This is a genomic window from Micromonospora sp. WMMC273 (assembly GCF_027460285.1).
GTDB lineage: Bacteria > Actinomycetota > Actinomycetes > Mycobacteriales > Micromonosporaceae > Micromonospora > Micromonospora aurantiaca.
Window position 1 is genome coordinate 2,174,630 of sequence record NZ_JAPZBE010000001.1, and the last position, 22,316, is coordinate 2,196,945.

The 22,316-nt window shown below is 73.0% G+C and carries 17 protein-coding genes; 11 read left to right on the forward strand and 6 right to left on the reverse strand.

The window, feature by feature from the left end; translation table 11 throughout:
- Nucleotides 1-127 precede the first annotated feature (127 nt).
- The 5 genes from O7611_RS10230 to O7611_RS10250 all read left to right on the forward strand — a co-directional run bounded on the left by O7611_RS10230 (nucleotide 128) and on the right by O7611_RS10250 (nucleotide 7,843).
- Nucleotides 128-1,591, forward strand: coding sequence for a family 43 glycosylhydrolase (locus O7611_RS10230; protein WP_269696677.1), 1,464 nt, complete (start codon nucleotides 128-130; stop codon nucleotides 1,589-1,591).
- A gap of 54 nt (nucleotides 1,592-1,645) precedes the next feature.
- A complete protein-coding gene (locus O7611_RS10235) occupies nucleotides 1,646-3,100 on the forward strand; it encodes a family 43 glycosylhydrolase (RefSeq protein ID WP_269696678.1) in 1,455 nt (484 codons plus the stop codon).
- Between the two features lie 55 nt (nucleotides 3,101-3,155).
- Nucleotides 3,156-4,808, forward strand: coding sequence for an RICIN domain-containing protein (locus O7611_RS10240; protein ID WP_194799908.1), 1,653 nt, complete (start codon nucleotides 3,156-3,158; stop codon nucleotides 4,806-4,808).
- Nucleotides 4,809-4,892: 84 nt separating this feature from the next.
- Nucleotides 4,893-7,130 carry a hypothetical protein gene (locus O7611_RS10245; RefSeq protein ID WP_269696679.1) on the forward strand — a complete coding sequence of 746 codons (2,238 nt, stop codon included), beginning with the start codon at nucleotides 4,893-4,895 and terminating at the stop codon, nucleotides 7,128-7,130.
- 50 nt (nucleotides 7,131-7,180) lie between these two features.
- On the forward strand, nucleotides 7,181-7,843 hold the full coding sequence (locus O7611_RS10250) for a DedA family protein (RefSeq protein WP_194799909.1): 663 nt from the start codon (nucleotides 7,181-7,183) through the stop codon (nucleotides 7,841-7,843).
- Nucleotides 7,844-7,852: 9 nt separating this feature from the next.
- Here O7611_RS10250 and O7611_RS10255 read toward each other — a convergent pair whose 3' ends face one another.
- On the reverse strand, nucleotides 7,853-8,431 hold the full coding sequence (locus O7611_RS10255) for a TetR/AcrR family transcriptional regulator (protein WP_194799910.1): 579 nt from the start codon (nucleotides 8,429-8,431) through the stop codon (nucleotides 7,853-7,855).
- A 63-nt stretch (nucleotides 8,432-8,494) separates the two neighbouring features.
- On the opposite strand from O7611_RS10255, the gene O7611_RS10260 reads away from it, so the two are divergent.
- The 3 genes from O7611_RS10260 (at nucleotide 8,495) to O7611_RS10270 (ending at nucleotide 12,520) form a co-directional block, all read left to right on the forward strand.
- Nucleotides 8,495-9,538, forward strand: coding sequence for a hypothetical protein (locus tag O7611_RS10260; protein WP_194800124.1), 1,044 nt, complete (start codon nucleotides 8,495-8,497; stop codon nucleotides 9,536-9,538).
- A gap of 107 nt (nucleotides 9,539-9,645) precedes the next feature.
- A complete protein-coding gene (locus O7611_RS10265) occupies nucleotides 9,646-11,601 on the forward strand; it encodes an elongation factor G (protein WP_194799911.1) in 1,956 nt (651 codons plus the stop codon).
- A 115-nt stretch (nucleotides 11,602-11,716) separates the two neighbouring features.
- Nucleotides 11,717-12,520, forward strand: a complete 804-nt coding sequence (locus O7611_RS10270; protein WP_194799912.1) for an endonuclease/exonuclease/phosphatase family protein — start codon at nucleotides 11,717-11,719, stop codon at nucleotides 12,518-12,520.
- Here the strand turns inward: O7611_RS10270 and O7611_RS10275 are convergent, their stop codons facing one another.
- The 4 genes from O7611_RS10275 to O7611_RS10290 form a co-directional block, all read right to left on the reverse strand.
- Nucleotides 12,521-15,274 (reverse strand): beta-L-arabinofuranosidase domain-containing protein, encoded by a 2,754-nt coding sequence (locus O7611_RS10275; protein WP_194799913.1) that lies wholly within the window; start codon nucleotides 15,272-15,274, stop codon nucleotides 12,521-12,523.
- A gap of 55 nt (nucleotides 15,275-15,329) precedes the next feature.
- Entirely contained in the window at nucleotides 15,330-16,712 is a 1,383-nt protein-coding gene (locus O7611_RS10280; protein ID WP_269696680.1) for a glycoside hydrolase family 43 protein, read from the reverse strand.
- 109 nt (nucleotides 16,713-16,821) lie between these two features.
- Nucleotides 16,822-17,982: a low temperature requirement protein A gene (locus O7611_RS10285; RefSeq protein ID WP_194799915.1), complete on the reverse strand. Its 1,161-nt coding sequence runs from the start codon at nucleotides 17,980-17,982 to the stop codon at nucleotides 16,822-16,824.
- Nucleotides 17,983-18,097: 115 nt separating this feature from the next.
- Nucleotides 18,098-18,310, reverse strand: coding sequence for a hypothetical protein (locus O7611_RS10290; protein WP_194799916.1), 213 nt, complete (start codon nucleotides 18,308-18,310; stop codon nucleotides 18,098-18,100).
- A gap of 168 nt (nucleotides 18,311-18,478) precedes the next feature.
- Between O7611_RS10290 and O7611_RS10295 the strand changes: the two genes are divergently transcribed.
- A complete protein-coding gene (locus O7611_RS10295) occupies nucleotides 18,479-19,705 on the forward strand; it encodes a sensor histidine kinase (protein WP_269696681.1) in 1,227 nt (408 codons plus the stop codon).
- Nucleotides 19,693-20,346, forward strand: a complete 654-nt coding sequence (locus O7611_RS10300) for a response regulator transcription factor (protein ID WP_194799918.1) — start codon at nucleotides 19,693-19,695, stop codon at nucleotides 20,344-20,346. Before O7611_RS10295 ends, O7611_RS10300 begins: the two co-directional genes overlap by 13 nt.
- 55 nt (nucleotides 20,347-20,401) lie before the next feature.
- Here O7611_RS10300 and O7611_RS10305 read toward each other — a convergent pair whose 3' ends face one another.
- The gene (locus tag O7611_RS10305) at nucleotides 20,402-21,568 is read right to left on the reverse strand and encodes a serine hydrolase domain-containing protein (RefSeq protein WP_269696682.1); all 1,167 of its coding nucleotides are present in this window, start codon (nucleotides 21,566-21,568) and stop codon (nucleotides 20,402-20,404) included.
- Between the two features lie 234 nt (nucleotides 21,569-21,802).
- Between O7611_RS10305 and O7611_RS10310 the strand changes: the two genes are divergently transcribed.
- Nucleotides 21,803-22,273 (forward strand): hemerythrin domain-containing protein, encoded by a 471-nt coding sequence (locus tag O7611_RS10310; RefSeq protein ID WP_194799920.1) that lies wholly within the window; start codon nucleotides 21,803-21,805, stop codon nucleotides 22,271-22,273.
- The last annotated feature ends 43 nt before the right edge of the window (nucleotides 22,274-22,316 follow it).

Consider the following 22,316-nt stretch of genomic DNA (forward strand, 5'->3'; position numbering starts at 1 on the left):
CACCTTGACACTCGTCTATGTTAACGAGAACATTGCCGTAACCCGGCGGTAATGCCGTTGCCATGAGCGTCACGGGCGAGGCGAGCCGCCGCAGCCGGCCGGAGGCGGCCGAGCGCAGGAGGTTTCGGTGACAGGGACCGCTCGGACGACGCGTACGGCCACGGTCGTGGTCGCGGCCGTCCTCGCCGCGGGAGTGGTGGCCGGGATGCCCCCGGCGTCGGCGGCGACAGTGGACACGTCCGCGTCGTACGTCGTAGTGAACCGGCACAGCGGCAAGGCGATGGACCTGTACGACTGGTCGACGGCGGAGAACGCCCCGGTGAACCAGTGGACGCGCAACGACCTCGCCGTGCAGCAGTGGCAGTTCGTGGACGCCGGCGGCGGGTTCTACAAGGTGCGGTCCCGGCACAGCGGGAAGGTGCTGGAGTTGCCGAGCGGCGGCGACGGCACCCAGCTCGTGCAGAGCACCGACCGGTCGTCGGCCACCCAGCAGTTCCGGTTGCAGGATTCCGCGGGCGGGTTCGTGCGGTTCGTGAACCGGCAGTGGGGCAAGGTCGTCGACGTGTGGCAGTGGTCCACCGCCGACGGTGGGCGGCTGGCCGGCTACACCGATCTGGACGGCGTCAACCAGCAGTGGCAGCTGATCCGGCTGGCCGGCGGCCGGCCCACCACACCGGCGCCCACGACCCCGGCACCGACCAGCCCGGCGCCCGCCTACCCGCAGCCCGGCCGGGTGACCGGGGACATCGGCGTCCACGATCCGACGGTGGTCAAGCGACCCGACGGCACCTACCTCGTCGCGCACACCGGTGACGGCATCGCGCTGAAGACCTCCGCCGACCGGATCGCCTTCCGCAACGCGGGCGCCGTCTTCCCCGGTGGCGCGCCGTGGACCACCACGTACACCGGGGGAGCGCGCAACCTGTGGGCGCCCGACCTGTCGTACCGCAACGGGCGTTACCACCTGTACTACTCGGCGTCGACGTTCGGTTCCAACCGCTCGGCGATCTTCCTCGCGACCAGCACTACCGGCAATGCCGGGAGCTGGACCCACGAAGGGCTGGTCGTCGAGTCGCGGACCACCGACGACTTCAACGCCATCGACCCGAACCTCACAGTCGACGACCAGGGCCGCTGGTGGCTCACCTTTGGCTCGTTCTGGTCCGGCATCAAGATGATCCCGATCGACCCGGCCACCGGACGCCGGCTCGGCACCGCCGTGTACGCGCTCGCGAACTACGGCCCCGGCATCGAGGCGCCCGTCCTGGTCAAGCGCGGCTCCTGGTACTACCTGTACGTCTCGTTCGACCGTTGCTGCCAGGGCGCCGCCAGCACGTACCGGATCATGGTCGGTCGTTCGGCGAGCCCCACCGGGCCGTTCGTGGACCGCACCGGCCGGGACATGCTCGCCGGGGGCGGCACGCAGATCCTCGCCTCGCACGGCAGCGTGCACGGCCCCGGCCACCAGGCGGTCCTCGCCGACACCGACGGCGACGTCCTCTTCTACCACTACTACGCCGACGACGGCGCGTCGCTGCTCGGTGTCAACCGCATCGGCTACGACGCCGCCGCCTGGCCCTATGTGTACTGACCCGGCCGGCGCCCCGGCACGGACCGACGAACCCGCCGACCTGGGAGGGCGCGTATGTCGCCTCGGCACCTTCTCCGCCCGGTCCTGGCCGCGGCGCTCGCGCTGCTCACCACCTCGGCCGGCCTCGCCGTGCCCGGCCCCGCGCAGGCGGCGCCCGCGGTGAGCTACACCAACCCGCTGGTGAGCCAGCGGGCCGACCCGCACATCGTCCGGCACACCGACGGCTACTACTACATGACCGCGACGGTGCCGCAGTACGACCGGATCGTGCTCCGGCGGGCCACCACCCTGCAAGGGCTCGCCACCGCCACCGCCACCGAGACGACGATCTGGCGCCGGCACACCAGCGGCGAGATGGGCGCCCACATCTGGGCTCCGGAGATCCACTTCATCAACGGCAGGTGGTACGTCTACTTCGCCGCCGGGCGGACCGACGACGTGTGGCGGATCCGGATGTACGTGCTGGAGAACGCGAGCGCGAACCCGCTGACCGGCTCGTGGACCGAACGCGGCCGGATCACCACGCCGTGGGACACGTTCAGCCTGGACGCCTCGACGTTCGTGGTGAACGGGGTGCGGTACCTGACCTGGGCCCAGCAGGAACCGGGCATCGCCACCAACTCCAACGTCTACCTCGCCCGGACGGGCGCCGAACCGTGGCAGATCACCGGCCCGGTGGCCCGGCTGGTCGTGCCCACGTACGACTGGGAGACCCGCGGTTACCGCGTCGCCGAAGGGCCGACGGTGATCCAGCGCAACGGCCGGGTCTTCCTCACGTACTCGGCCAGCGCCACCGACGCGAACTACTGCCTCGGCATGCTCACCGCGTCGGCCGGCGCGAACCTGCTCGACCCCGCCTCCTGGAGCAAGAGCCCGACACCGGTGTTCGCGAGCAACGCCGCCACCGGCCAGTACGGCCCCGGCCACAACTCCTTCACCGTCTCCGAGGACGGGCAGAGCGACATCCTGGTCTACCACGACCGCAACTACCGGGACATCAGCGGTGACCCGCTCAACGACCCGAACCGGCGGACCCGGATCCAGAAGCTGTACTGGAACGCCGACGGCACCCCGAACCTCGGCATCCCGGTACCCGACGGGGCCACCCCGGTCCGGTTGCGCTCGCACGACCTCCCGGCCGCCTACGTCCGGCACTACGACTACCGGGCCCGCGTCGAACCGAACGTCACGAACCTCGCCGACTCGCAGTTCCGCATCGTGCCCGGCCTCGCCGGCGCCGGATCGGTGTCGCTGGAGTCGACGAACTTCCCCGGCTACTACCTGCGGCACCGGGCCTTCGCGCTCTACGTGGAACGCGACGACGGCTCGGCCCTGTTCGACAACGACGCGAGCTTCCAGCGCCGCTCCGGCCTGGCCGCGGCCGACGGGCTCTCCCTCGAATCGCAGAACTACCCAGGCCGGTACGTCCGCCACCGGGACGGCCTGCTCCAGCTCGAAACGGTGGCCGCCGACGCGGACCGGGCCGCGGCCACCTTCCACCTGGAGTAGGCGCCCGACAACCGCTGCGCCGCACCCGGCGTACCCCCTTCCCGGAGGTCGAACGATGTTCAACCCCGCAGTGACGTCGTCGCCCGCACGCCGCCGGGCCGGTCTGGCGCTGGCCCTGGTGGCGGCGCTGGCCGCCGCGGTCGGCGTCGCCGTCGTGGCCGCGCCGTCGGCGCAGGCGGCCACCATCGACACCAGCGCCTGGTACGTGCTGGTCAACCGCAACAGCGGCAAGGCCCTCGACGTGCGGGACACCTCGACCGCCGACGGCGCGGCGATCCAGCAGTGGTCCCGCAACGACGGCGAGTGGCAGCAGTTCCAGTTCGTCTCCTCCGGCAGCGGCTACTACCGCCTGCGGGCCCGCCACAGCGGCAAGGTGGTGGACCTGTGGGAGTGGAACGTCGCGGACGGCGCGGAGTACCGGCAGTGGCCCGACCTCAACGGCACCAACCAGCAGTTCCAGGTCCTCGACTCGGACGGCGGCTACATCCGGCTGATCAACAGGCACTCCGGGAAGGCCCTGGAGGTCTGGGAACGGTCGACCGCCGACGGCGCCCGGATCAGCCAGTACGCCGATCTCAACGGCACCAACCAGCAGTGGCAGATGGTCCGGGTGGGCACCGGCGGCACGCCGACCACGCCGCCGCCGTCCACCGGGTGCGGCAGCGGCTCCTACCAGGCCGAGGCGGTGCTGAACGGTGGCACCTGGACGGCCCGCAACGGATCGTCGACCGTGTACTCGGGCGGGGACATGCTCGCCGCGATGCAGGCCGCGGTGAACTCGCTGCCGGCCGGCCGGACCGCCAAGCAGCGGGTGGTGGTGCGCGGCTCCGGCTCGATGAGCGCGGGCTCGCGGCTGTCGCTGCCGTCGTACACGACGCTCGCGGTCTGCGGCACGATAAACGTGACCGGCTCGGGGTCGGGTGACTACGCGCCCGTCTACTCGCGCGGGACCACCGACGTCGAGGTGCAGCACCTCACCCTCACCGGCGCTCCGCTGTACGGGATCTTCATGCGCAACGTGAACAACCTGACGCTCGGCCAGATCGACATGCGGCTGTCCGGCGGCCTGGGGGTGCGGATCGACAACCACGGCGGCGACCGGGCGGTCAAGGTGCGCAACGTGCGCATCGACAGCGTGTACGTGTCGGGGACGGGCGCGCACGGCGTGGAGACGTACGGCGTGGACGGCCTGACCATCGGCACCGTCACCGCGCGCAACACCGGCTACTCCGGCCTGCTGCTCAACGACACGATCAACGCCACGGTGGGCACGGTCGACGCGCAGGGCGCCGGCACCGGGACCGGGTACGCGGCGTTCCGGATGGCCAACCGCAACGGCCGCATCGGCAGCTCGTACCCGACCAACATCCGGGTCGGCACGGTGATCGCGTCCGGTGGCGGCCGGGGGATCTTCTGCGTGTCGGAGTCCGGCGGCGCGGTCATCGACCGGGTGACGATCTCGAACACCGGCAACAACTCGATCCTCCTGGAGAACTGCTACAACGTCACCATCGCCGGGGTGTCCGGCACGGTGACCGGCGGCGGCGAGGTGCGCATCGCCTCGCGGACCGAGTTCCCGATCTCCTCCGGCATCCGCTTCCAGAACCTGACTGTCACCAACACCAACATCACCCAGAACCCGTGCGGCGGCGCGAACAACACGATCAGCAACGTCACGCGCGTCAACTCGACGCTGACCTGGTGCTGACGATCCGGCTGCCCGCAGGGCGTGAGGTCCGCGGTGTTCCGCGTTCGGCAGCGCGGGACGGGCCGTCTTTGTGACGCTTCGATCGTGGAGACACCGGGCGGCGACAGAGGCGTCGAGCTGCGCGTCCACGGGGTGTCCGGCGCGTCGGCGGAGACGATCGTCGACCATCCCATCGTGGTACGCGTGGCCGGCGACGGGCACGCCGGGTTCTACCGGGTCCGGGAAGGGCTCGGCTCGGCGGGCGGCGCGACAGCCGGGGTGGTGGTGGAGGCGTACCGCTGGGGGACGCTGACCGCCGGGGTGGCGGTGCGTACGGCGTCGATGCTGGTGCTGCTGCCGTTCATGCTGAGCAACCTGGCGGTGTGGATGCGTTCCACCCCGGTGGACCGCTACGGCCTGCTCGGCGGACTGTGCCGCCTGCTGGCCGGATCGCTGACCGTGGCGTTCACGCTGGCGCTGGTCGGGGTCACCATGAACCTGACCGGCTGGCAGTGCGTCCCGTACGCCGAGTGCCGGGAGGGTAGGCCGTACCTGTCGTGGCTGGTGGCGTTGCCGATCGGCCCGCGCCTGGCCGTGCTGGCACTGGTCCCGCTGCTGGCGCTGCGGGTGTTCTGGGCCGTCGGGAAGCGGTCGGCCGCCGCTTTCGAGGGCTTCGGATCGGCGCCGCCGCGCGGGCGGCTCCTGGAGTCGACCGGGAGTCTCGCCGCCCCCGGGGTCTGGCACGACGAGCAGATGACCTCGTGGCTGCGCCAGATCCACGTGGGTCTCGGCGCCGGCACCGTCGGCGTCAGCCTCGTCGTCGCGGTGTCGCACGGCCGGTGGAGCGCCGTCGCCCTCGGGCTGCTCGGCCTCCCCGCCGGGCTCGTGGTCCTCTGCGCCGTGCTGCTGACAGTGACCGTCCCCGCCGGGTGGGCCGGGCCGTTGCGCCGCGTGGTCTGGAGCCTGGTCTTGGTGGCCACGGTCTCGAGCCTGGGGTACGCCGTGTCCCGGCGGGAGGTTCCCGTGCCGGCCGGGCAGATGCCCGGCTACGAGGGTGCCGTCGCCGGTCTGGTCGCGGCGCAGGGGCTGATGCTGGTCCTGATCGCCGCGGTGACGCTCGCGCGCCGGCGTGCCCGGCCGGCCGGTTCCCGCGCCCTGCTCCGCGGGCTCGGCACACCGCTGGTCGCGGCCATGTCGGTCACCGTCGCCTCCGCCTACACGGCCACGCTCGTGTTCCGGACGGCGGACCAGCTCGACCGGGGCCGCATCCCCGACCCGATCCGGAACAACCCGCCCGCCCTGGGACCGCTGGAACCACCCGTCGGGTACTGGTGGGCGGCGCTGGCCGGGCTCGCCGCTCTGCTGGTCGTCAGCGCGGCGATCGCCGTCACCCTGCCGGTGGCCCGGCGCCGGCGGCGGGCGTACGCGCGACGCGTGGTCGAGCACGACTATCCCGACGCGCCCGCCGAGGCGACGCCACGACTCGACGCGGTCCGCTCGACGATCGCCCGGTCCTTCGTGACCGACGAGCTCGGGCCGACATTCGTGGCGTTCTTCGTGATCTCGTCGGTCGGGCTCGCCACCGTCGCGCTCGACCTGATCGGGATCGGCCCCACCCAGCTCGTCGCCCGCCTCGGCCGCCGGCACGACACGCTCGCCGTGCTGACCGCGTACGTGACGGACGTCGGCATCTGGGCCATCAGTCTGCTCGTCATCGGGCTGCTGATCCTGGGCTACCGGGCGTACCGGTCGCCGGAGACCCGCCGGCTCGTCGGCGTGCTGTGGGACCTGGGCACGTTCTGGCCGCGTACGGTGCACCCGTTCGCGCCGCCGTGCTACGCCGCCCGCGCCGTACCGGAGCTGGCCCGGCGGGTCACCGCGCTCGCCGCGCAGGGCCCGGTGGTGATCTCCGGACACAGCCACGGCTCCGTCCTGGCCGCCGCCACCGTCCTGCAACTGCCGCCGGAGGCCCTGCCCCACGTCGCGTTGCTGACCCACGGCAGTCCGCTGCACCGCATCTACGCCCGCCTCTACCCGGCGTATCTCGGTGAGCAGGCGCTGCGCGACGTCGGCGACCGGATCGGCTGGCGCTGGCGCAACCTGTGGCGCGACACCGATCCGATCGGCGGCCCGATCTTCGCCGACCCGGGTCTGCGGGCCCACCTGCCCCCGGCCGCCGGGGCGGTCGACGTCCGGCTGCGGGACCCCCGCAGCGTCGTCGTGGAGGCGCCGGACACCGTGCCGCCGCCCGTCGAACGCCACTGGCACTATCACACCGAGCCGGAGTACCGGGAGGCCGTACGGGAACTCGTCGACGACATCCGGGCCGGCGCCCCCGGCTGAGGCCGCCCCGCGTACCGGCGCCGGCCACCGCGAGGACCGGTGGCACCGGGATGGTCTCGTTCGCCACCGGTCAACCCGTCGAGGGCGACAATCGGCTGGTGGTGGACACGGTGGTGGAGACGCTCGTCGGGCTGCCGCCGGTCCTCGTCCTGACGCTGGTGTTCGTCCTGCCGGCGCTGGAGTCCTCGACGCTGCTCGGGCTCGTCGTACCGGGTGAGACAGCGATCCTGATCGGCGGGCTGGTGGCCCACGGCGGCGCGCTGCCGTTGTGGGCGGTGGTGGCCGCCGGGGCGGCCGGGGCCTGCCTCGGTGACCAGGCCGGGTACGCCCTCGGCCGCCGGTACGGCCCGGGTGTGCTCGCCCGCGCTCCGCGGGTGCTGCGCCGGCGCCTCGACATCGCGCGGGCCCGCCGCCTGGTCGCCCGGCGGGGGGCGTGGGCGGTGCTCATCGGACGCTGGGTGGCGGTGCTGCGCGCCGTGGTCCCCCTGATCGCCGGCACCGGTGGGATGCGGTGGCCGGTGTTCCTCCGGGCGAACCTGGCCGGCGGGCTGGTGTGGGCGACGGCCGTGGCGCTGCTGGGCTACCTGGGCGCCGCCTCGTACCGCTATCTGGAGCGGGAACTGGGCATCGGGGAGTGGGCCCTGCTGGCCGTGATCGGCGTCGTCGTGGTGCTGCGGGTCTGGCGGATCCGGCGCCGCGCGGCGCGCCGATGAACGGTGGCGTCAGCCGTGACCGCGTACCAGGGGCAGAAACACCTCGTCCACGATCTCGACCAGCACCTCGTCGGGGACGGAGGGGACGCCGCGCATCGCGTACTCGGCGCGCAGCAACATCATCGGTACCGTCGCCACCCGGTGACGGACTGCTGCCGCCGGCGCTTCGCCCCTGGCCGCGGCCCGTTCCAGCATCCCGATCCACGCGCGGTCCATGGTGTCGGCGCCGGACCGTTCGCGCATGAGGGTGAGCAACTCCGGGTCGTCGGCCGCGGCGGCGAGCAGGCCGCGCAGGACGGCCCCGTGCGGCGACGACCACGTCTCGTTTGCCAGCCGGAGCATCTCGAGCGCGTCGCCTCGCAGCGTGCCCGTGTCCGGGTTCGGCATGGCGGCGTCGGACAGGTGGCGGTACGCCGCGACGCCCAGCGCCGCCCGGTGCGGCCATCGGCGGTAGATGGCGTTCTTGTTGGTCCCGGCGCGGGCGGCCACCCGGTCCATCGTCATCCCCGCGTATCCGGACTCGCGTAGTTCCTCCGCCGCGGCCCGCAGGATCGCCTGTTCCAGTTCTTCGCCCCGTCGCCTCCTCATGCCTTGCAGGGTACGCGCCGTACCTTATAGGGTACGGCTCGTACCCTAAGAGTGGAGTTCTCGATGCGCGTCTTCGGCATGAACTACGACACCGGCTTCGTCAGCGCCGGATCCACCACCCACGAACCGTTCGACCCCGACGTCGTGCGCAGCGACCTGCGCGTCATCCGCGACGAGCTGCGCTGCGACGCGGTCCGCGTGACCGGCGGCGTGCAGGACCGGCTGGAGCTGACCGCGCGGCTGGCGGCCGAGGCGGGGCTCGAGGTGTGGTACTGCCCGTTCACCAACGGCCTGGACCGCGACGGCCTCATGGCGTTCCTGCTCGACGGCGCCGAGCGGGCCGAGCGGCTGCGGCGTGACGGCACCCCGGTCGTCTACCTCACCGGTTCCGAGATCTCCCTGTTCACCGACGGTTTCCTGCCCGGCCGTGACCTGACCGAGCGGATGGCGGTGTTCACCGACCCGATGCGGATGCGGGAGGCGGTCCCGGCCGCGCGGGCCGCGGTGCGCGACTTCCTCGCCGAAGCGGTACCCGCGGTGCGGGAGCGCTTCGGCGGCCCCGTCGGGTACGCCTCGATCCCGCTCGAGGACGTCGACTGGACGGCCTTCGACATCGTCGCCAGCGACGCCGGCTACCGCGACTCGACCAACTCCGCGGCGTTCCCGCAGTCCCTGGCGGCGGCCGTGGGGCAGGGCAAGCCGTACGCGGCGACCGAGTTCGGCTGCTGCACGTTCCGCGGCGCGGCCGATGTCGCGGGCGCGACGGAGCCGGTGGCATACGACGAGCACGGCCGTGCGGCGAAGCTCACCGCGGAACTGGAGCGCGACGAGGAAGGCCAGGCACGCTACCTCGTCGACCTGCTGCGCGACTACGAGGCCGGCGGCGCGGAGGCGGCGTTCGTGTACACGTTCGCGAACCGGCACCTGCCGACCACCGGCGACCCCGAACACGACTACGACCTGGCGTCACGCGGGATCGTGCGCGTGCTGCCGGACGGCTCGTGGACGCCCAAGGCCGCCTTCCACGCCCTGGCCGAATACGGCCGCGCCCGTGCGCTGAGCCGGCCCGAATTCGGTGGTGGCGGTCGCGGCGGACGGGCAAAGTAGGACTGCACACCGGCGGCGAGCGCCGCCACGGCGACGACCACCAGGAGAGATGATGCGAGCAGCTTCCACGCTTCGGACCCTTGCCCGTCCTACCGTGGAGCTCCGCCTTGGCCCTGTTGAACCTCGGAATCGTCGCGCATGTTGACGCCGGAAAGACCAGCCTGACCGAACGCCTGCTCTACGAGGCAGGCGCCGTGGCCGAGCCGGGCAGCGTCGACGCCGGCACGACCCGGACCGACTCGATGGACCTGGAACGCCGCCGCGGCATCACCATCCGGGCGGCCGTCACGTCGATCACCATCGGCGACCTCGGCATCAACCTGCTGGACACCCCCGGCCACCCCGACTTCATCGCGGAGGTCGAGCGCTCCCTGGCCGTCCTCGACGCCGCCGTGCTCGTGGTGTCGAGCGTGGAGGGCGTCCAGCCGCAGACCGTCGCCATCTGGCGGGCGCTGCGCCGCATCGGCGTACCGACTGTGTTCTTCTTCAACAAGGTCGACCGCGGCGGCGCCGACGTCGACCGGGTGACGGCGCAGGTACGGCAGCGGCTCGGCGCGCGGCCGGTCCTGCTCGGCACCGTCACCGGCCAGGGCACACGCGAGGCCCGGGTGCACGCCGTGGGCCTCGACGCCGAGCCGGTGGTGGCCGAGGTGGCGGAGGTCGACGACGCGGTGGCGGCGCGCTGGCTGGCCGACCGGCCGGTCCGCGTACGCGACGTCCGCCGGGCGCTGCGCCGCGCGGTGCGCCGCGCCGAGCTGGTCCCGGCGGTGTGCGGCTCGGCCATCACCGGCGCCGGGGTACGCCGGCTGTGCGACGTCCTGGCCGACCTGCTGCCGTACGGCGAGGCGCGGGACGGACCGCCGGCGGGCACCGTCTTCGCCGTCGACCGCGACGGGCACGGCCGGCGCGTCTGGCTGCGGCTGTGGTCCGGGCGCCTGCGGGTACGGGACCGGGTGCGGCTCGGCGACGGCCGTCCGGAGCCGGTGACGGAGATCGCCGTCATCGAGCCCGCCGGCGTGCTGGTGCGCCGGTCGGTCTCCGCCGGGCAGATCGCGGCGGTACGCGGGGTGTCCGCCCGGATCGGCCAGCACATCGGCGACCCGCCTCGGCGGCACGACTACCGGTTCCCGCCACCGACCCGGCAGGCGGTCGTCGAGCCGGTAGACCCGGCGCAGCGCCTGGCGATGTTCGCCGGCCTGGCCGAACTGGCCGACGAGGATCCGCTGGTGGACCTGCGCCTCGACGAACAGCAGGCGGAGGCGGTGATCCGCCTGCACGGCGAGGTCCAGAAGGAGGTCCTCGCCGCCCTGATGGAGGACCGGTACGGCGTCCGGGTGCGGTTCTCCGGCACGCTCACCGCCTGCATCGAACGGGTCGCCGGCACCGGTACTGCCGAGGAGCGGGTACGGGAACGCGGCAACCCGTACCTGGCCGGGCTGGGGTTGCGCGTCGAGGCCGCACCGGCCGGGCACGGCATCGGGTTCCGGCCCGGGATCGAGCCGGGCCGGCTGCCCCCGGCGTTCGTCGCCGCCACCGAGGAGGGCGTACGGGCCGCGCTGCGGCAGGGCCGGCACGGCTGGCCGGTCACCGACTGCACCGTCACCATGACGGCGTCCCGGTACTGGCCCCGGCAGAGCCGCCCGCACCAGAAGTTCGACAAGTCGATCTCGACGGTGGCGGCGGACTTCCGCAACCTCGCCCCGGTCGTGGTCGCCGCCGCGCTGCGGCAGGCCGGTACGCGGGTGTGCCAGCCGATCGAACGGTTCGACGTCAACCTGCCGCGGCACGCGGTGGAGACGGTGCTGGCGCTGCTCGGCCGGCTCGGCGCGGTCGTCCACGACACCGCCGTCGCGGGCGGCTACCTGGAGGTGAGCGGCACCGTGCCGTCCGCCCGGGTGCCGCGGGTCGTCGCCGCCCTGCCCGACCTCACCGGCGGCGAGGCGGTGCTGACCACCACCTTCGACCACTACGCGCCGGTCGCCGGCGAGGTGCCGCCGGCACTGCCCCGGCGCGGGCCCGACCCCTACGACCGGGAGGCGTGGTTCCGGGCGGTACCGAGGTAGGCGGCGACCGCGGCGCTCCGGGGATAGGATCACCGGCGCCCGCCGCCGCCCGTACCCCGTTGGAGCCCCGCTGTCCCCGCAGCCGGCCACCCACCTCGCCCGGCGAGTCCGCCGGGTGCTGGCAGTGGTGTGCCTGCTCGTCGTTGCCGGGCTGCCCGCCGGATCCTCGAACGCCGGCGCCGCCGGCCCGGGAACGCTGCGGGTGCTGCAGATGAACCTGTGCAACAGCGGCCGGGCCGGCTGCTACACCGGCCGGGCCGTCCCGCGGGCCGCCGACGTGATCGCCGCCGAGGCACCCGACGTGGTCACGCTCAACGAGATCTGCCGCGACGACGTGGCGACGCTGGAGCGGACGCTGCGGGCCGCCCGCGCCGGCGGCACCGTGGTGTCCGCGTTCCAGGCCGCCGGTGACCGCCCCTCCGGTGGTCCTACCCGGTGCGACAACGGCGAGCCGTACGGGATCGGGCTGCTGACCCGCCTCGACGGCCGGGACGCGCGGTCGTCCGTGCACCGCGGGACCTATCCGGCGCAGGACCTCGCCGACCCGGAGGAGCGGGTCTGGCTCTGCGTCCGGGGCGACGGGCTGCACGCCTGCACCACGCACCTGGCGAACACCAGCGGCCAGGTGGCGCTGGCCCAGTGCGGGCAGTTGCTCGGCGCGGTGGTGCCGGGGACCCGGGGCGACACCGGGAGCGCGCCGACAGTCCTCGGCGGTGACCTCAACCTGCGCGCCGGCGGCACCCCGGACGTGCGCTCGTGCGTGCCGGTCGGTTACCGGCGGATCGACGACGGTGCCCGGCAGCAGATCATGGCGTCCGGCGGCGTGACGATCTGCTGCCGCCGCGCGGTGGACATGCGCGGGACGACTGACCACCCGGCGCTGGTGGCGACCATGATCGGCGCCCGCCGTCACCTGTGATCAGAGGAACCGCCAGCGCTGGTGCGCCGCCCCGGTGTCGTCTGCGAGGACCGCCTGCGCCCCCTGGGCGCCGGAGCCGCCGCTGAGCCCGAGCACCCGGCCCCCGTTCGCGCACTGGATCCGGAACCAGCCGCCTCCGCCGTGCCGCAGCCGCCACCTGTGGTCGGCGGTGCCGTTGTCGGCCCACTGGACGATCCGGGCGTCCGCCGCGGTCGAACCACCCTCGACGCCGAGCACCTTGCCGCTGTTGCCGTTGCGCAGCCGCAGGTAGCCGCCGGTGTCCACGAGCGCGGTCCAGAGGTGGTCGGCGGTGCCGGTGTCGCCCCACTGGATGACCGGCCCGCCGTCGGCGGTGGACATGTTCTGTACGCCGAGCACCAGCCCGCTGCCGAGGTTCTGGATCCGCCGCGCGCCGTTGGGCAGGAACCGCCACTGGTTGTCGAGGCTGCCGTTGTCCGGGTCCTGCACGGCGAACGCGCCCTGGGCGGTCGAGCCGCCGGAGATGCCGAGCAGCTTGCCGGTGTGCACGTTGCGCAACTTGTGGCTGCCGTCGCCGACGTCGACCACTGTCCACAGGTGGTCGGCGGTGCCGTTGTCCGCCCACTGGAGGATCCGAACGCCGTCGGCGGTGGACATGTTCTCCACCCCCAGCACCTTGCCGCTGTTGACGTTGCGCAGCCGCAGCGCCGACCCGTCTACCACAAGCTGCCAGTCGTGGTCGGCGGTGCCGGTGTCACCCCACTGCAGCGCGAGCCCGCCGTCGGCGGTCGACATGTTCTGGATGCCGAGCACCAGCCCGCTCGCCGCGTTGGCGAGCCGGAAGCTCGCCTCCCCGCCGCCACCGCCCGCGCCGACCCGCCAGTAGACCGTGTAGTTGTGCCCGTGGGCGTCGTAGAAGGGGCCGAGGTTGACGGTGGCGCCGTCGGCCCGGGCGGTGAACGCGAGAGAGCCCGTGCCGGTACGGGTGATGGAGGCGGGATCCAGCGTGGGCAGGCCGCTCAACGTGGTGTTGCCGTAGTTGCCGGAGAGCACCACCGGCCCGTACGTGACGGCCTGCACCGCGGCGTCGTCGTTGGCAGGCACCGTGGCGACCCGCATCGGCAGCCGGACCGTGACCGTGTCGCCGGAGGTCCAGGCACGGGTCAGGACGGCGTAGCTGCCGGGCGCGGTGGCGATACCCGCCGCGACGCCGTTGACGCTGACGCTCGCCCCGCTGGTCCATGCCGGGATCCGGATCCGCATCGTCCACGAGCCGCTGACCGAGCCGGTGACGGTGAGCGTCGTGGTGTCGCCGACCGGGTACGACGTGGCCTGGGTGACGGTGATGCCGCGCTGGCTCCAGGTGAGAACGGACGGGACGAACAGGTTGACGGTCAGCGTGGTGCCGTTGTGGAAGTAGATCGCGTCCGCCAGCGTCGTGTTGGTCTCCAGCCCGGTGCCCTGGCAGCACCAGAACGAGTTGTAGTCGGTGCTCCACGTGCCGCCGCCCCACGCCGGGCCGACACCGCGCCGCCCGCCCGGGTTGAGCGGGGTGAAGTACGTGACGTGACCGTGCGCGTCGGCCGGGTTCTGCTGGCCGATCATGTGGTTGAGCAGCGCACGCTCGTAGAAGTCGGCGTACGCGACCCGGTCCGGGTCGAGCTGCCACAACTCCCGGGTCAGCTTGAGCATGTTGTACGTGTTGCACGCCTCGCACGTGTCGTTGCGCAGGTAGCCGGCGATCGCGTTGGGCGCGCGGAAGTGCTCGGCCTGGCTGTTGCCGCCGATGGCGTACGTGTGGGCGCCGACGGTGATGGCCCACGCGTTCGCGGCGATGTCCCGGTAGCGGGTGACGCCTGTCGCCTTGTACTCCCGGGCCGCGCCGATCCACTTGGGCACCTGCGTGTTGGCGTGCAGCCCGTTGAGCTGGTCGGAGTTCGCGGCGAGCGGGTTGAACACGGCGGCGTGGTCGAACCGCTGCGCGACAGTCAGCCACCGCGCGTCGCCGGTCTGCTGGTAGAGGTCGGTCAGCACCGCGTTCATGCCGCCGAACTCGGTGCCCAGCATGGCCTGCATCTGGGCCGAGGTGAGCCGGCCGGTGCGCTGGTCGACCCAGCCGGCCAGCGCCAGCAGCACGTCCCGGGCCTGGGTGCTGCCGATCAGCCGCCACACGTCCAGCAGCCCGGCGAGCGTCTTGTGGATGCAGTAGTAGGGGACGTTGCCGTTGCTGAGGGTCCGGGCCTCCAGCGCGGTGAAGTCGGACTCCGGGAAGCCGGACAGGTAGCCGGTGCTGAACCCGGCCGCGCCGTTGTTGGCCTGGCAGCGGGCCAGCTCGGCCACCGTGGTGAGCGCCTTGTCCCGGCAGGTGGTGTCGCCGAGCACCGCCCACGCCTGCGCCCAGGCGGTCAGGAAGTGCCCCTGCATGTGGGTGCGGAACGGGAAGTTCGGCGCGTCCCAGCCGCCGTTGGCGGCGGCGCCGCCGGTGGACAGGCGGTGGTTGGCCCGGAAGTTGTAGAGCAGCCGGTTCACGTCGACGAAGCGCAGGTAGGCGACCGTACGATTCTGGTTGTCCTGCCATCGGCCGGCGGTCAGCCGGACCTGACCCGGGTCGAAGGCGTACGCGGACACGCCGATGTCGGGGCGGGCCGGTGGCAGCGCGGCGTGCGCCGTACCGCCTGCGGTGACGGACCCGGCGGCGGCGCCGGCGGTGGCCGCGACGGCGGTGGCGCCGGTGGCGCGGAGCAGGAATCGGCGGTTCACCAGGGGAGCGGGCATGGACGGCCTCCGTGGCGGGACGGTGGTGGTGGGGGACGGCGGTGGTGGGGGACGGTTACGCGGTGACCCGGAACGTGGCGTCCTGCCTGTCGATCGCGGGCGAGCCGGTGCCGAGCGGGTCGATGCGCAGCCGGTAGTCGTAGTGCCGTAGGTAGCGGGTGGGGAAGTTGTGCGAGCGGAACGACGACCAGGTGCTGTCCGCCAGGCCTGCGGTGCGGTGGAAGGTGGCGTCGGCGCGGAACGTGGCGGTGCCGTCGTTCGGGTCGAGCCGGACCGCGTAGTCGTAGTGCCGCAGGTAGTTGCCCGGGTAGTTGACCGACTCGAACGAGACGCCGGCGGCGTCGGCCAGGCCGGGGACCATCCGCCACATCTGGTCCTGGTAGGGGTCGAACGGGTACGCGTCGACGCGGGCGATCCGGTCGGCGTGCCGGACGTAGCGGTCGGGCAGGTTCGACGACTTGAGCCGGACCCAGTTCGGTGTGCCCCAGCGGTTGACCAGGCCGGCGTACTCGGCGTCGCTGATGCCGATCATCGAGCCGTGCTTGGAGTTCAGCGGCGGGGTGTAGTCGCGCTGGTTCAGCGGCGTCCACGAGTTGCCCGAGATGGTCGTCGTGGACCAGGCGTAGTAGTCGTTGTTGACCGGGCTGAACGAGTCGCCCCACAGCCGCCAGCTGCCCTCGTTGGTGCGCAGCAGCAGCGGTGCCTCGATCGCGGTGCCCTGCCGCAGCCCGCTGGTGTACGTGGTGAAGCTGTTCGGCGCGGCGGTGGTGGAGCGGGCGCCGTACAGGTAGCCGTCGTTGAGGTTCTTGTAGTACAGGTACGTGGTGCCGCCGTCGACCACGACGTCGCCGTCGAGCACGCCGAAGGCGGGGCTGAAGTAGACCTGCGGGGCGCTGACGGTGCGGAAGTCGCTGGTGTAGTTGACGAACAGCACGTCCCGGCCGTTGTTGGCGGAGTAGACGATGGCGTACTGGCCGCGGGCGGCGTCCCAGAACGCGGTCGGCGCCCACGTGTGGGTGTCGAGCGTGTGCATCCGGATGCGCCGGTAACCGGTGAACGCGGTCAGGTCGGTCGAATCCCACACGTGCAGGTACTGGCTGGCCAGCCCCCAGTTGGTGCCCTTGAGGTCGGTGGCCAGTACCACGAACGTGCCGTCGGTCCTGCGCAGCACGAACGGGTCGCGCAGGCCGAGCTGCCCGGCGGTGGGGGTGACCACCGGGTTGTTCTGGTTCAGCGGGGTCCAGTTCAGGCCGTCCCGGCTGACGGCCAGGTGCAGGCCGTAGTCGGCGCCGAGGCCGTTCGGCGTCTCGGTGAAGTAGGCCATCGCGTAGGCGGTGTTCGCCGCCGCGAGCGCGCCGCGGGGCAGGCTGAGCGCGCCGGTGGCGGCGGCAGCGGCGGACAGGGCGCCGACTGTGAACGCGCGTCGGGTCAGGGGCACGGGAGGGCCCTCCTCTGCGGGGGAGATGACGGCCGCGTTAACGCTAACAATCTCCCCTAGCCTGGCGTTCACATAGTCGTCTGTCAATCGAATGGTGGCGTTAACGCGTTCAGCTGCGAACCTCCCGGCGCACCGCCGTGGTCTCCGCGTACACGATCAGGATCAGCAGCGCGGCCAGCAACGCGGAGCCGGCCAGCAGCGGCAGCCCGTACGCCAGGACGCCCAGCGCCACGATCACCGCCAGCCCGGCCGGCCGGTACCAGGTCACCCGGCGGTGCACGGCCGCGGCCAACCCGATCCAGCCGATCAGGAACAGTGCCGGGCCGCTGAGCGCCACCACGAGCGCGGCCGGATCGCGGGACAGTGGATCCCCGATCATCACCTGCGCGCCGACCGCCGTGGCCACCACCCCGGCCACCATCACCAGGTGCAGGTAACCGGCCAGCAGGCCGAGCCGGCTCCCGGACGGCCCGCGCGCCTCGATCGCCTCGCCGAGCCGCATCCCGCCCGGCACCAGGTAGAGCCGCCCCACGGTGACCGCGTTGACGAACGCCAGCGCGAACGCCACGGTCCGGTAGCCGTCGAAACCGGCGTTGCTGAACACGATCCCGGCGGACAGGATCAGCTCGCCCAGCGCGATGATGTAGATCTGCTGGTAGCGCTCGGCCAGGTGCTCGCCGACCACCTGGAGATCGCGCCAGCTCGACCGGCCCAGCCCCGGTGTCGGCCAGCGCAGCCGCGCCAGGACGAGATCCAGGACGATCGCCGTGGTCCAGAGCGCCACCTGCGCCGTCCCGGCGAGCGCGCCGGTCACCCACAGCACCCCTGACACACCGAACCAGATCGCCACCCGCAGGCTGCGCACCCGCAGCGGATGTCCGCGCAGCGCCGGCAGCAGGATCAACGGCCGGCCCAGGTGGATCGCTACGTACGCGCCGGCGAACACGAGCGCGTGCCCGGTGTACGCGGTGGGCGCCGCCGCCGCCATCAGCAGGCCGCCGAACATGACCCAGATCAGCAGCGTGACGATCGGCGGGGAACGCGGGTCGAACCAGTCCGTCGACCAGGCGGTCACGAACCACACCCACCAGATCGGCACCAGCAGCAGTGCGGCCCGGTACGCCCCGCCGAGGCTCAGATCCTCCTCCAGCACCAGGGACACCCGGTTCAACGCGAGGATGAAGGCCAGGTCGAAGAAGAGTTCCAGGAACGACGCCCGGCGGGAGGCCTCGCGGGGCCGCAGCAGGTGCCCACGCGGCTCACTCGCCATCCGGTCCCTTCCGTACGCGCCGTCGACGACACCAGTCGTACCAGCCGCGGACGGGGTCGCGCGGGCGAACGCCGCAGGGCGGGCCGACGGTCGTCCCGGCCCGCCCCGACGCGGGTCAGCGGTTGCGGTAGTGGTTCATGGCAAGGGCCACGCCGGACGCCAGCGCCAGCACGCCGAAGGCCGAACCGGCCCACGGGTTTTCCAGGACGTTCGACAGCGTCACGTTCGCCACCACGCCGACGACGAGCACCAGCCAGAGCAGCGGGCGCATCCGGGTGACGGGCGTCGTCGCGGCGGTGGTCTCGGCGGTACGGTCCAGGTCGTTCACGGCTGCCTCCTCGGGTGATGTCCTTGCACCTGAACGTTAGGCGCGCGGCCGGCCGGCAACGATCCCGCCAGCACGACAACCGTGGTACAGCAGGCTGTACTTTCCGCCCCCGGCCCTGACGCACGGCGACGGCGGTGACCTATCGTGACGGCCGGGGGTGGGCCGGGGATGGAGTACGTACGCGGGCGGTTCCGTGCCGCGGTGACCGCGCTGGAGCACCTCGTCAGCGGGCTGGGCACCGCTGTGCTGGCGCTCGGCCTGCTGCTCGGGACGGTCGTGGTGGCGGCGGCGTGCGTCGGCGGGGTCGGGCTGCTGCTCGTACCCGGGCTGCTCCAGGCCATGCGGTCGGTGGCCGACCGGGAACGCGCCCGGCTGTCCCGGTGGGGGCCGCCGATCCCGGCGCCCGGCCCGGTGCCGGCCGGGGTGCGCCAGGCACTGCGCGACCCGGTCGTCCGGCGGGAACTGCGCTGGGTGGCCGTCCACGGAACGCTCGGCTTCGGCGCCGGGCTGATCGCGCTCGCACTGCCGATCTACGCCGTGCAGGACATGACGTTCCCGCTCTGGTACCGGCTGGTGCCGCCGGAGGCCGGCGCGCCCGGCCTCGGCTGGTGGCACATCGACGGGCTCGGCGACGCGCTGGCGGTCGCCGTGCTCGGGGTCGGCTGGCTGTTCCTCGCGGTCACGACCGGCCCGGCACTCGCGCGGATCCAGGCCCGGCCGGGCCGCCGGCTGCTGCCCCCGCCGCCCGGGTTCGACCTGTCGTTGCGGGTCGCCGAACTCACCGCCACCCGGGCCGCCGCGCTCGACGCGCACGCGGTGGAGCTGCGCCGGATCGAACGCTCGCTGCACGACGGCACGCAGAACCGGCTGGTCGCGGTGAACGTGCTGCTCGGCGCCGCGCGGCGGGCGGTACGCCGCGACCCGGACCGCGCCGACGAGATCCTGGAACGCGCGCAGAACGCGGCCGAGCAGGCGCTCGGCGAGCTGCGTACGGTGGTGCGCGGCATCCTGCCGCCGGTGCTCGACGACCGGGGCCTGGCCGGGGCGCTCGACGGACTCGCCGCGGAGTGCGCGGTGCCGTGCCGCCTGTCGGTGGACGTCGACGTGCGCTGCGCGGCGTCGGTCGAGGCCACCGCGTACTTCGTGGTGGCCGAGGCGCTGACGAACGTGGTCCGGCACAGCGGCGCGAGCGCGGTGGACGTCTCCGTGCGCCGGGAGGGGGACCGGCTGCTCGTGACGGTCACCGACGACGGGCGCGGGGACGCCGACGAGACGCGCGGCTCCGGGCTGACCGGCATCCGCCGCCGGGTCGAGGCGTACGACGGGCGGATGACGTTGACGAGTCCACCGGGAGGACCGACGAGGATGCACGTGGAGCTGCCATGCGGATCGTGATCGCCGAGGACGACGCGCTGCTGCGCGAAGGGCTGGCGCTGCTGCTGCGCGCCGAGGACCTGGACGTGGTGGCCACCGCCGGCACACCGGGGGAGTTCCTGGCCGCTGTGGACGAGCACCGGCCGGACGTGGCGATCGTCGACGTGCGGATGCCGCCCACCCACACCGACGAGGGCATCGTCGCCGCGGTCGAGGCCCGCCGCCGCCGACCGGGCCTCGCGGTGCTGGTCCTGTCCGCGTACGTCGAGCAGGCGTTCGCCACCGAGCTGTTCTCGGTCGGCGCCTCCGGGCTCGGCTACCTGCTCAAGGAGCGGGTGGGCCGGGTCGAGGAGTTCCTCGCCGCGCTGCACCGCGTCGCGGACGGCGGCAGCGTGATCGACCCCGAGGTGGTCGGCCAGCTGCTCGCCCGCAACCGGCGGCCGGACACCGCGCTGGCCGAGCTGTCGCCGCGTGAGCACGAGGTGCTGGCGCTGATGGCCGAAGGGCTGGGCAACGGCGCGATCGCGGAACGGCTGTTCGTCACCGACGGCGCGGTGCACAAGCACATCCGCAGCATCTTCGCGAAGCTGAGCCTGCCGCCGGACGACCGCGCCGACCGCCGGGTCACCGCCGTGCTGCGCTACCTCGACGGCCGGCGGTAGACGTACGCACGCGCGCCGCCTCGCGTGAGGCGGCGCGCGTGCGGTGAACCGGGGATCAGCGGCCGGTGCCGCACAGGGCCGCGTCGACGGTGCTGGTGACCGCCTCCAGCATCTCCATGCTCGTCGGCAGCCCGGTCACCGCGACCACCGCGCTGCGCCCGTCGGTGGTGGACAGGTTGCGGGTCTGGAAGCCCTGGATGTCGCCGCCGTGTCCCCAGGCGTGACCGCCGCAGGGCAGTTCGTGCCGGGCGATGCCCAGGCCGTACTCCCAGACGCCGGTGGGCTCGAAATCGGGCGCCGGCACCGTGCGCATCAGCGCCGCCTGCTGGGCCGGCTCGAGCAGCTTGCCCGCCAGCAGCGCCTCGAAGAACGTGCGCAGGTCCGACGGGGTCGAGACGAGCTGGCCCGCGGCCCAGCCCAGCGACGGGTCCATCCGGGTCACGTCGACCCACGGCGCGCCCGGTTCCACCGCCACGTATCCGCGCGGCAGCCGGCCGGGCAGGTCCTGCTCGCCGGTCTGCGGCCAGTACGTGTCGCGCAGCCGCAGCGGCTCGATGATCCGCCGGGTGATCTCCTCACCCACCGGACGTTTGGTGACCCGCTCGATGATCAGCCCGGCCAGCACGAAGTTGGTGTTGCTGTACTCCCACTTCTGACCCGGCGGGAAGCGCCGGTCCTGGGTGAGCGCCTCGTCCAGCAGCCGGCGCGGATCGAAGTAGTCGCTGCGCCGGTCCACCAGGTCCTGCGCCTCGCTGAACACGACCTCGTCGTAGTCGGGCAGGCCGCTGGTCTGCTGCAGCAGCTGGCGTACGGTGATCCGCCGCCCGTCGTTGCCGTTGGCGCGCACCATCCCGGGCAGGTAGCGCTCGACGGTGGCGTCCAGGTCGACGCGGCCCTCGCCGACGAGCTGGAGGACGACCACGGCGGTGAACGTCTTGGTGTTGCTGCCGATCCGCACCCGGGCGTCGCGGGGAATCCCGGCGCCGGTGCGCAGGTCACCCACGCCCGCGGTGTAGTCGCGTACCCGGCCGTCGCGGCGTACGGAGGCCAGCGCCCCGGGGAAGCCGTGCTCGGAGACCAGGCCGTCCAGTCGCTGCTGGACGGTGTCGCCGGCGGGACGCCGGGCGTCGGTGGTCGTGGCGGACGCGGCGGGCACACCCAGCGCGGTGACGGTGAGCAGGGCCGCGGCGCCGACGGCGACCGGGAAGGTACGGCGGGTCATGGGAACTCCTCGACGGAGGTGAACGGGTACGGGATCAAGCCTCGCCAGAATCGGTTCCGCGCTCCATCCCGCCTGCTACCGAGCCGGGGTAGCGCTGGCACTACTTGATGGCGCCGATGCCGCCGGTTAGGCTCCGCCCAGCGTCGCGTGCCGGTGGCAGACCGTGTCAGGCATGGAGGCGCCGGATCGAAGGGAGCACGACGATGACACTCGTCGTCCCTTCGCCCTCGCCACGTGGCTGAGGGCGAACAGACCAGGCTGGTGGCCTGGAGCCGGGAGATGCGCGCCGTCCACGAGCGGCTGCGCGAGGCGCTGGCGGTGACCCGGCGGGCGCTCGCCGACGGTGCGCCGGCCCGCCCGGCGACACGTGAGCTGCTGTTGTTCTGCCACGGGTTCTGCGCGGCGCTGACCGCGCATCACGAGGGCGAGGACCACAGCCTCTTCCCGGCGATCGCGGCGCGGCATCCGGACCTGCGCGGCACGCTGGACCGGCTGCGGCAGGACCACTCGATGATCGGGTACCTGCTGGCCGGGCTGAGCGCGGCGGTGGCCCGCGACGCCCCGCCCGACGAGCTGGCCCGGCACCTGGAGGGCGTGGCGGCGATCATGGAGTCGCACTTCCGGTACGAGGAGCGGCAGCTGCTCACGGTGCTGGAGACGCTCTCGCTGGACGCCGACCCGGGCGACGTGTTCGGGCCGTTGTGACCACTGTCGCGGCCCGGCGGATGCGCACCGCCGGGCCGCGACC